2 protein-coding genes are annotated in these 2,711 nt (G+C 37.2%); both read right to left on the bottom strand.

All coding sequences use genetic code 11. The annotated features are described in order from the left end of the window. Positions 1 to 2,461: condensation domain-containing protein (locus E1297_RS03010; RefSeq protein ID WP_155133753.1), on the bottom strand; the 2,461-nt coding region annotated here is incomplete at its 3' end. Continuing rightward, a partial coding sequence (locus E1297_RS03005) for an acyl carrier protein (protein WP_155133750.1) occupies positions 2,454 to 2,711 on the bottom strand: 258 nt, incomplete at its 5' end. The genes E1297_RS03010 and E1297_RS03005, both read right to left, overlap by 8 nt.

Genomic DNA, 2,711 nt, shown 5'->3' with positions numbered 1-2,711 from the left:
TGTTCCAAACTGGGGTACCGATCGGAACAGCTCCCTGATTCGCACTTGAAGAGCACGCTTCATAAACTATGCAACCAACTACCGTTTCAGTTGGGCCGTACTCATTAACAACTTGAAGGTCCGATGCCAGATCGGTCCATTTTTGCACATCTTCAAATAGTAACTCCTCACCACCAACTATTATTTTTCTAGGCTTATATGAGATATCAATACTGCATAATTCAGATAGTGCCCTCATTTGGGTTGGGGTTGTTTTTAATATTCCTTTATCATTGTTTTTTGTGATATAATTAATTGTACTACTTAAATCAGAACCTGAATATAACGGAACGCAACATGCTCCATTTACTAGAGGAAGCCAAATACTTGTAACTGTCGCATCAAATGAAATCGACGTAGTTATCGGTACATAATCTGCCTGTTTCATTTGATAATGATGTGATGCCCAAGCTAGATATGCATTCAATCCACTGTGGTCCACAGCCACCCCCTTGGGCTGGCCGGTGGAGCCCGAAGTATATATTATATAGGATAGATTAGTAATAGTAATTCGGGACAATAATTCTTCTTCTGTTAGGTCTGTGTTTTGTTCATTATCAATTAATAATTTATTTTTGTAATCATCGATTGCATATATATAATCAAAATTTTTTGGGTAATTAATCCTAATATCCTCTGCAGTCAGCAGTATATTTGCGTCTGAGTCCTCCATCATATACTGTAATCTACTGAATGGAGTGCTTGGGTCAATCGGCAGATATGCGCACCCAGCTTTAAGAACACCAAGTAATGTCGCCACCATTAAATACCCACTATTTAAACAAACGCCAACTACATCTTCGCTCCCCCTACCTTTACGAATTAAATAATGAGCAATTTGGTTAGATCTTTTATTTAACTCACCAAATGTTATTATCCCTTCATCACTTAATATAGCAGTAGATTCAGGGTTACGTGAAACTTGAAAATTGAATAAATCTACTACCGTTTTGTGGTGTGGGTAATCTATTTTTGTTTCATTGAACCCTTCAGTAATAATTTTTCGTTCGCAAATATCTATCAGTTCTAAATCGTATATTCTTGTATTTGGTTTTCTTGCGGCATGAGTAATCACATTAGAATACATTCTACAAAGGCGCTCCGCCGTCTCACGCTCGAATAGACGTGTCGAATAATGCAATCGTCCAACCAACCCCTCACTTGTTTCATAAAACTCAAAACCCAATTCGAACTTCACAGTTTTATTACTAGTTTCTATTAATGACGTGGAAATGTTCGGCAATGTAAACGAAGTTGAGCTTTCATGTGCGTTTTGCAGAACCAACGACGCTTGAATTATTGGAGCATGAGACAAACTGCGATCAGGCGATACCGCGTCTACAACAACCTCGAACGGTATGTCGGAATGGGAAAAGCTCTCGAGTACTATTTCTTTCGTTTCTTCAATTAAACGATTGAAGGTCCATCGCGGATCTATCTTCTGACGGAGCGCCACGGTGTTAACAAAGAAGCCGATCAGGGGTTCGATCTCGACATTTGTGCGTCCAGCAACTGCGGTACCCGTCACAATGTCACTCCCTGCACCAATCTTATTTAACAATGTGACAAATGCAGCGTTTAAGACCATGAAAAGCGTAGCAGTTTGATTCTTAGCTAAACCACGTAACTGCAACAATATTTCCGTCGGAATTTCAAAAGCTACTGAACTTCCTTCGTAACTCATAGTTTTTGGACGGCGATAATCAGTAGGCACATTAATTATTGAAGGAGCCCCTATTAATTGGCTTCTCCACCAATGTTTCCCACTCTCTAAAGATTCATTGGAAATTATTTCACGCTGCCAAATAGCGTAATCACCATACTGTATACTTAGCGGAACAGTGGTAGAGGTTTTATTATTAAGAAATTCATTGTATTTCTCACATAATTCATTAACTAATATCCCAATTGACCAGCCATCTAGAACAATATGATGCCCACTAAATAAAAATATATTCTTACTCGAGCTAAATGTAACCAATAAAGCGCGTATTACAATTCCTTCTTCCAAATTAAATTTTCTATCAAAAAAACTCTCAATTATTTTACTGCAATCAATGCCCTCATCTTTGATATTTATTATTTCAATTTTATTATAATTAGATTTGTCTACATATTGATATGGAACATTTTCTTCATTTATTAAGAAGCGGGTTCGCAGTATATCATGCTTTTTTATGATAGAAGACCACGAATACTGTAGTGCAGCAACATCTAAATCTCCATCTAAACGAATAGAATAATTTAATTTGTATGCGCGTTCTGAATCAGGATCCAATTGCGCAATAAACCACAACCGCTCTTGTTGGTAAGACAGCGGAATTTTTACATCTTCGCCCCGAGGTTTAATTGTTTTATGCTCACGCTCTTTTTCTAATAGAGCGGAAAACGGGTTTTCTTCTGAAGTGATATTTTTATTCATTTTCTTTTTTCCTTAGATATTTCTCGGATGCATTTAAGCCATATACTGAATCAAAGTAATGGGCGTATGTTGGATTTGCTCTTAGTAATAAGATAGCCTGCTCGGAAGGAACAGGAATATATAATATTTCGACATGTTCGGAAATTTCCTTCACCGTTTGTAGTTTGAAAACATCTTTTATATTCATTGTAATATTTAGGTGTAATTGTATTTGAGATAATAGTTTAACGGCGAGCAATGAATGGCCGCC

The sequence above is a fragment of the Roseibium sp. RKSG952 genome, assembly GCF_009711355.1.
This window is presented reverse-complemented; position numbering and strand designations above follow the sequence as displayed.